This window comes from Stenotrophomonas tumulicola, assembly GCF_014117215.1.
Classification (GTDB): Bacteria; Pseudomonadota; Gammaproteobacteria; order Xanthomonadales; family Xanthomonadaceae; genus Stenotrophomonas; species Stenotrophomonas tumulicola.
Genome location: NZ_JACGXS010000010.1, coordinates 144155 through 151122 on the forward strand (window position 1 = coordinate 144155; position 6968 = coordinate 151122).

The 6968-nt window shown below is 66.8% G+C and carries 6 protein-coding genes and 1 pseudogene; 6 read left to right on the top strand and 1 reads right to left on the bottom strand.

The window, feature by feature from the left end; all coding sequences use genetic code 11:
• Nucleotides 1-58: 58 nt before the first annotated feature.
• From H4O11_RS16200 to ubiM, 4 genes and pseudogenes are all read left to right on the top strand, one after another.
• A complete protein-coding gene (locus H4O11_RS16200; protein WP_182340722.1) occupies nucleotides 59-1222 on the top strand; it encodes a COG3904 family protein in 1164 nt (387 codons plus the stop codon).
• A 61-nt stretch (nucleotides 1223-1283) separates the two neighbouring features.
• Nucleotides 1284-1856 carry a DUF4019 domain-containing protein gene (locus tag H4O11_RS16205; protein ID WP_182340724.1) on the top strand — a complete coding sequence of 191 codons (573 nt, stop codon included), beginning with the start codon at nucleotides 1284-1286 and terminating at the stop codon, nucleotides 1854-1856.
• Nucleotides 1857-1865: 9 nt separating this feature from the next.
• Nucleotides 1866-2256: pseudogene (locus H4O11_RS16210) on the top strand (MAPEG family protein).
• A 92-nt stretch (nucleotides 2257-2348) separates the two neighbouring features.
• A complete protein-coding gene (gene ubiM / locus H4O11_RS16215) occupies nucleotides 2349-3536 on the top strand; it encodes a 5-demethoxyubiquinol-8 5-hydroxylase UbiM (RefSeq protein ID WP_182340726.1) in 1188 nt (395 codons plus the stop codon).
• 50 nt (nucleotides 3537-3586) lie between these two features.
• On the opposite strand, the gene H4O11_RS16220 is transcribed toward ubiM, so the two are convergent.
• Nucleotides 3587-3808 carry an RNA-binding S4 domain-containing protein gene (locus H4O11_RS16220; protein WP_182340729.1) on the bottom strand — a complete coding sequence of 74 codons (222 nt, stop codon included), beginning with the start codon at nucleotides 3806-3808 and terminating at the stop codon, nucleotides 3587-3589.
• A 256-nt stretch (nucleotides 3809-4064) separates the two neighbouring features.
• On the opposite strand from H4O11_RS16220, the gene H4O11_RS16225 reads away from it, so the two are divergent.
• Both H4O11_RS16225 and H4O11_RS16230 read left to right on the top strand, forming a co-directional pair.
• The gene (locus H4O11_RS16225) at nucleotides 4065-5936 is read left to right on the top strand and encodes a DEAD/DEAH box helicase (protein WP_182340732.1); all 1872 of its coding nucleotides are present in this window, start codon (nucleotides 4065-4067) and stop codon (nucleotides 5934-5936) included.
• A gap of 229 nt (nucleotides 5937-6165) precedes the next feature.
• Nucleotides 6166-6888: a pseudouridine synthase gene (locus tag H4O11_RS16230; RefSeq protein WP_182340735.1), complete on the top strand. Its 723-nt coding sequence runs from the start codon at nucleotides 6166-6168 to the stop codon at nucleotides 6886-6888.
• The last annotated feature ends 80 nt before the right edge of the window (nucleotides 6889-6968 follow it).

Below are 6968 nucleotides of genomic sequence, written 5' to 3' on the forward strand. Positions count from 1 at the left end.
GCCGCGCCGCGCATAGGCCCTAGACTGTGCGGGTGTTTCCTGACCGGTTCGATGGTTCATGTCGCTGAAATGGTGGTCGCCCCTGCTGTGCCTGGCGTTGGCTTCGTGCAGCCAACTGGAGAATCCGGGCAATGTAACGGCCAACGAGGCCGCCACGCGCGCGCCCAGCGCCGACGGCGACCACATGGTGTCGATCAACGTGGCCGATGCCCCGCCGCCGACCCCGCTGCCGGCCAGCCGGGCCGACCGCCCGTGGCCGGCCGCCGCGCTGGAAAATGGCACGGCGTGGATCAGTTGCAGCACCGACTATGCGACCGAGCCCGGTGATGGCGAGGAGCTCGCGGGGCTGGCGCGGGAGCAGATCGAACCGGCGCTGCAGGCCTGCGCCGCACGCGGCCTGCTGCGGGTGCGCTACAGCGGCAAGGTCAATGCCGGTTTCGCCGAGCTGGTATGGCGACTGTCGGTGGTGGCCGACCAGTTTGGGATCCACAAGCGTATCCTCGACCTGGATTCCAGTGGCGGGCAGGTCGAGTCGGCCATCGTCGCTGGCGACAGCATCGGCGAATCCAACTGGACCATATGGGTGCGCGAAGGCTCGATCTGCCACAGTGCGTGCGTGTTCGTGCTGGCTGCCGGCGACAACCGGCTGGTGTCGGGCAAGGTCGGCATCCACCGGATGATGCGTATCAGTTCCAAGGCCACTTCGCGCGCGGAGCTCAACCGCGAACTGCACGAGGTGTATGACAACGTCAAGGACTACCTGCAGCGCAACGGCGTGGCCGTGGGCGTGGCGGACCTGATGATGACCGTGCCCAACCGCAGCCTGCGCCTGCTCAGTGCCGAGGAACTGCGCCAGTTCGGCCTGGACGGCACCAATGCCGTGCAGGACGACCTGGAACGCATCAAGCAGATGCGCGTGTGTGGGGACGATTTCGTGCGCCGGAAAGATGCTTTCCTGGTGGCGTTCGACCAGCAGTGCAAGCACGAGGGCGCGGAACTGGAAGCGGTCAATACCTGCGGGCAGGCGTTGAAGGAACGCTTCGGCTTCCCCGATCCGGTGTGCCCGCAGGAAAGTCCCTTGTCGGAGATTGATGTGGCCACCCTGCCGCCGGCGCCCACGGCGCCGGCAAGCGAGCAGGCACTGGTGCCCGGCCAGGCGGAACCGGGAACGGCAGAGGCGCCTGGCGAAGCCGCGCTGGCACAGGACGCCGCCTCGCACTGACACCGTCATGCCCGTCGGACGTTGGCGTAGACTGCGGGCACGTTCCCCGGTCGAGGTGGCCATGAAGCGTTTCCCGCTGTCGTTGTCCATGCTGGTTCCCCTGTCCCTTGCGTTGGCGGCGCCGGCCATCGCCCAGCAGCCGGCGGCGCAGGCCGCCGCGCGCAGCACGCCGGTCCAGCCAGCGCCCACCGCGACGCCTGCGCCTTCTCGTCCGGCGACGGCGCCTGCACCGGCATTGACCCCGGCCCAGCAGGCCGCACTGGAAAAGCAGAACGCGGAAATGCAGCAGGCCGCGCTGCGCGTGGCGCAACTGGTGGATGGCAACCGGGCGGGGGAGGCGTGGGACGGTGCGTCGACCGTGGCCCGCAAGGCGCAGAAGCGCGATGAGTTCCTGAAAATCGTCGGCGCCGACCGTGCGCGCCTGGGCGCCCTGGTCGGCCGCGGCCAGCCCAGCATCAGCCGGGTCAAGTACAACGGCGATGCGACGGTGCCCGAAGGGCTGTATGTCAGCGTTACCTTCCCGACCCGGTTCGCCAACAGTGCACAGCCGGTCCGCGAACTGGTCAGTTTCCGCCTGGATGAAGACCAGGTGTGGCGGCTGTCCGGCTACAGCGTACGCCCGCCGGGCGCCTGAGGAACCGACATGGCTATCGAGATCCAGATGCTGGCGTGGGCGATGCTGTTGGGCATCGTGCAGATATCTTGCCGCCGCCGCCGCGGTGACCCGCGAACGCGGCACACGCTGGAATGCGTCGGCACGCGATGGTGACAGCAGGCCGGTCGGCGTACTGGCCGGTCGCCTGCAGCGCGCGCAGGCGAACTTCCTGGAGACGTTCCCGATGTTTGCCGCTGCGGCGCTGGCGGTGGTGGTGGCTGGTCGCCAGGACAGCAGTACGGCACTGGCGGTGCAGTTGTATTTCTGGGCACGGCTGGTCTACGTGCCGCTGTACGCGTTCGGCGTTCCCTACGTACGCAGCCTGGCCTGGGTGGTTTCGCTGGCCGGCGTGCTGATGCTGGCATGGGCGCTGCTGTGATCCGCCCAGGCGCGGCATGATCCAGATCAAGGGCCGGGCCGTCCCGGTGAGGCTAGGCTGGGCGTGATGACGACGCTGGAGGAGGTGCAGGCATGCAGGCAACGGATGTAGTGGTGGCAGGCGCCGGGCCGGTCGGCCTGTGCTTTGCCCGCTCGTTGGCGGCTACCGGGTTGCGGGTGACCCTGGTCGATCCGCAGCCTCGGCAGGCGCTGGCCGAGGCTGCCTTCGATGGACGCGAGATCGCGCTGACCCATGCGTCGCGGCAGACCCTTGAACAGTTGCAGGTGTGGCAGCGGTTGCCGCCGGGCGACATTTCCGAATTGCGCCAGGCCAAGGTGATGGACGGTACGTCACCGTTCGCGCTCCATTTCAGCGGTGGACGCGGCCAGCACGGCCCGCTCGGCTGGCTGGTGCCGAACCACCTGATCCGTCGCGCGGCGTGGGACGCGGTGCGGGAGCAGCCAGGGCTGGAACTGCTGGATGGGCGAAAGGTGCAGGGTGTACGGCCGGTCGCCGACGGACATCAGGTGCAGCTGGACGATGGCAGCAGCGTGCATGCGCGGCTGCTGGTGGCCGCCGACAGCCGCTTCTCGCCGACACGGCGGATGCTTGGGGTCGGTGCGCGCACGCGCGACTTCGGCAGGTCGATGCTGGTCTGCCGGATGCAGGTCGAGCGCGACCATGGCCACGTGGCCTGGGAATGGTTCGGATACGGGTGCACCATGGCGCTGCTGCCGCTCAACGGCGACCAGGCCTCGGCCGTGATCACGCTGCCGCCGCAGCAGATCGATGCATTGCTGGCGATGCAACCGCAGGAACTGGGCCGGATCATCACGGGATTCTTCGGCAATCGACTCGGGCAGATGCAGCCGGTGGCGCGGCCGCAGGCGTATCCGCTGGTGGGCGTGTATGCGCAGCGCTTCGTCGCGACGGGTGCCGCATTGATCGGCGACGCGGCCGTGGGCATGCACCCGGTGACCGCCCACGGCTTCAACCTGGGCCTGGCCAGCCAGCACCGGTTGGCGGGCCTGTTGGCTGCACAGCACGCCCGCGGCGCTGATATCGCCGATGCGGGGATGCTGGCGCGCTACCAGCGTGGGCATCGCCTGGCATCCCTGCCGCTGTACGAGGCGACCAATGCGATCGCCGGCCTCTACACCGACGAACGCGCACCGGCACGTGTATTGCGTGCGGCCGGCCTGCGCATGGCGCAGGGGGTGCGACCCTTCCGCCAGCTCATCGCCCATCACCTGACCCAGCCGGTGGCTGCCGCGGGGTAGCGCACGTGGCAGAGCGGGCATGGCTGCCCCGGTTATCGGCCGGTATTGCCTCAGGCCAGCGCCAGTACCCGGATCAGGCTGTCGTTGAACTCGACCTGCTGGCCGGCGCGGATCTTGCACGCCTTGCGTAGCTCCACGGTGCCATCGACCAGCACCAGTCCCTCGCTGATGGCCATCTTCGCCTCACCGCCGCTGCTGACCAGGTCGGTCAGCTTGAGCAGCTGCTTGAGTTCCACGTAGTCACCATCAAGGTCGAACTCGAGGATCTGCATGGGGGTATCCTTTGGAAAACGGCGCCTATTGTGCGCCATGGCGGGCGGCGGGAGCAGCCGGGGCATGGCACGGGAGCCGTAGGACAGGCCCGTTGCCAGTGGGCGGCCCCATGGCGCTGTACGCAGGGTTCATGCAAGGTGCTGTATCCTTTGGGCTCGAAAAAGCGCCAGGGCACGCGACAGAAGGGCGCCCTACGCGCAAAATACCCCCCTTTTTTCGCCTGCCACGTTCGTGGCAGTGCCTTCGGAGTTCCCCATGTCCCAAGATACCCAGGCGCCGCTGCAGTTCGCGCAGCTCGGCCTTTCCGAGCCCGTCATGCAGGCCGTGGCCGCAGTCGGTTACGAAACCCCCTCGCCGATCCAGGCCGCCACCATCCCGGCGATGCTGGAAGGCCGCGACGTGCTGGGCCAGGCCCAGACCGGCACCGGCAAGACTGCAGCGTTCGCCCTGCCGGTACTGTCCAACATCGACCTGCAGCAGATCAAGCCCCAGGCGCTGGTGCTGGCGCCGACCCGCGAGCTGGCCATCCAGGTCGCCGAGGCATTCCAGACCTATTCGTCCAAGATCCCCGGTTTCCGGGTGTTGCCGGTGTACGGCGGCCAACCCTATGGCCAGCAGTTGTCATCGCTGCGCCGCGGTGTACATGTCGTGGTAGGTACGCCCGGCCGCGTCATCGACCATCTGAACCGCGGCACGCTGGACCTGTCCGAACTGAAGACGCTGGTGCTGGACGAAGCCGATGAGATGCTGCGCATGGGCTTCATCGACGATGTCGAGGCGGTGCTCAAGAAGCTGCCGGAGAAGCGCCAGGTGGCGCTGTTCTCGGCCACCATGCCCTCGCAGATCCGCCGCATCGCGCAGACCTACCTGAAGGATCCTGCTGAAGTCACCATTGCCACCAAGACCACGACGTCGGCCAACATCCGCCAGCGTTACTGGTGGGTCAGCGGCATGCACAAGCTGGACGCGCTGACCCGCATCCTGGAAGTGGAGCCGTTCGATGCAATGATCATTTTCGCGCGGACCAAGGCCGGCACTGAAGAACTGGCCGGCAAGCTGCAGGCCCGTGGCCTGGCTGCGGCGGCGATCAATGGCGACATGCAGCAGGCACAGCGCGAACGCACCATCGCCCAGCTCAAGGAAGGCAAGCTGGACATCCTGGTAGCCACCGACGTGGCGGCACGCGGCCTGGACGTGGAGCGCATCAGCCATGTGCTGAACTATGACATTCCGTACGACACCGAAAGCTACGTGCACCGCATCGGCCGTACCGGCCGCGCCGGCCGCAGCGGCGAGGCGATCCTGTTCGCCACCCCGCGCGAGAAGGGCATGCTTCGCCAGATCGAACGTGCCACCCGGCAGCCGATCGAAGAGATGCAGCTGCCCAGCGTGGAAGCGGTCAACGACAACCGTGTCAACAAGTTCACCGCCCGCATCACCGAGACGCTGGGCCAGGGCGGACTGGACTTCTACCGCCAGTTGCTGGAGCGTTTCGAGGCCGAGAACGAGGTGAAGGCGATCGATGTCGCTGCCGCGCTGGCCAAGATGATGCAGGGTGACACGCCGTTCCTGCTGCAGCCGCCGGTGCGCGCCGCCCGCGAAGAGCGTGCTCCGCGCGAGCGCTTCGATCGCGGTGACCGTCCGGAGCGTGCTGATCGTGGCGCACGTTTCGAACGCGCCCCGCGTGCCGAAGGCGAAGGCTTCCAGGAGCGTCCGCGTCGTGAAATGCCACCGCGCGGCGCGCCGGAGCAGGGCATGGAAACGTTCCGCATCGAAGTGGGCCACCAGCATGGCGTGAAGCCGGCGAACATCGTCGGTGCCATCGCCAATGAAGCCGGCCTGGAAAGCCGCTTCATCGGCCGCATCGACATCCACGATGGTTTCTCGGTATTGGACCTGCCGGTGGACATGCCGCAGGACGTGCTGACCCACCTGAAGAAGGTCTGGGTATCCGGCCAGCAGCTGCAGATGCGTCGTGTCGAGCCGGGCGAAGACATCAGCCAGGCCCCGCGTGCGCCGTCCAAGCCGCGTTTCGACAAGGGCGGCCCGCGTCGCAGTGGTCCGGGTGGCAACGACCGTCCGCCGCGTCGGGATGGTTTCAAGCCGCGCGGTCCGCGCAGCGTCTGACCTGGACCCCGGTTGGTCGAGCAGGGCGATGCCCTGCTGGCCGCATCAAGGCCGTATCGGAAACGATGCGGCTTTTTCATGAGAAATAAAAAGCGGTAGCGCCGAGCCATGCTCGGCGGCTCTTCATCGCGGTGTCTGGTGGTGCCCGCCGAGCATGGCTCGGCGCTACCGCTTCTGCCTTGGCGCGACGCTGCGGATATCCGGCCCCAACATGGCTGATAATGCACGCATGACCATCCGTCTCAACAAATACATCGCCGAAACCGGCTTCTGCTCCCGCCGCGAGGCCGACCGGCTGATCGGCGAACGCCGCGTCACCGTCAATGGACGTCCTGCCGGCACCGGCGCGGTGGTCGGTGAAGAGGACAAGGTGCTTGTCGACGGGCAGCCACTGCGTGCCCGCCAGGCCAGCCGGCCCGGCGGCCGTCGCCATGTCTACATCGTGCTCAACAAGCCGGTGGGAGTGACCTGCACCACTGAAAGTTCGGTGAAGGGCAATATCGTCGACTTCGTCGGGCACGAGCAGCGCATTTTCCCTATCGGGCGGCTGGACAAGGATTCTGAAGGACTGATCCTGATGACCAGCAATGGCGACATCGTCAACCAGATCCTGCGTGCGGAAAATGGCCACCAGAAGGAATACCTGGTGGCAGTGAACAAGCCGGTGACCGATGAGTTCCTGCGTGGCATGGCCCGCGGCGTGCGCATCCATGACCAGACGACGCTGCCATGCCGCACCTCGCGGATCGCCAAGTTCGGCTTTCGCATCACGCTGCAGCAGGGTTTGAACCGGCAGATCCGCCTGATGGCCGCCGAATTCGGCTATCGGGTGACCCAGTTGCGCCGCGTCCGCATCGACAACATCAAGATCGGCGCACTGAAGCCCGGCCAGTGGCGCAACCTTACCGAGCAGGAGCTTCGCGGCCTGCTGCCGGCCCAGCTCGACTGGTAAAAAAGGGGACGGAGGGGATTAAGTCGTTTTTGGCCACCAGCGGCCAAAAACGACTTAATCCCCTCCGTCCCCTTTTGTGC

What these genes read in the sequence shown, in the direction of transcription:
- H4O11_RS16200 (WP_182340722.1), top strand. Translation starts at nt 59, where the DNA reads ATGTCGCTGAAATGGTGGTCGCCCCTGCTGTGCCTGGCGTTGGCTTCG.
- H4O11_RS16205 (WP_182340724.1), top strand. Translation starts at nt 1,284, where the DNA reads ATGAAGCGTTTCCCGCTGTCGTTGTCCATGCTGGTTCCCCTGTCCCTT.
- ubiM (WP_182340726.1), top strand. Translation starts at nt 2,349, where the DNA reads ATGCAGGCAACGGATGTAGTGGTGGCAGGCGCCGGGCCGGTCGGCCTG.
- H4O11_RS16220 (WP_182340729.1), bottom strand. Translation starts at nt 3,808, where the DNA reads ATGCAGATCCTCGAGTTCGACCTTGATGGTGACTACGTGGAACTCAAG.
- H4O11_RS16225 (WP_182340732.1), top strand. Translation starts at nt 4,065, where the DNA reads ATGTCCCAAGATACCCAGGCGCCGCTGCAGTTCGCGCAGCTCGGCCTT.
- H4O11_RS16230 (WP_182340735.1), top strand. Translation starts at nt 6,166, where the DNA reads ATGACCATCCGTCTCAACAAATACATCGCCGAAACCGGCTTCTGCTCC.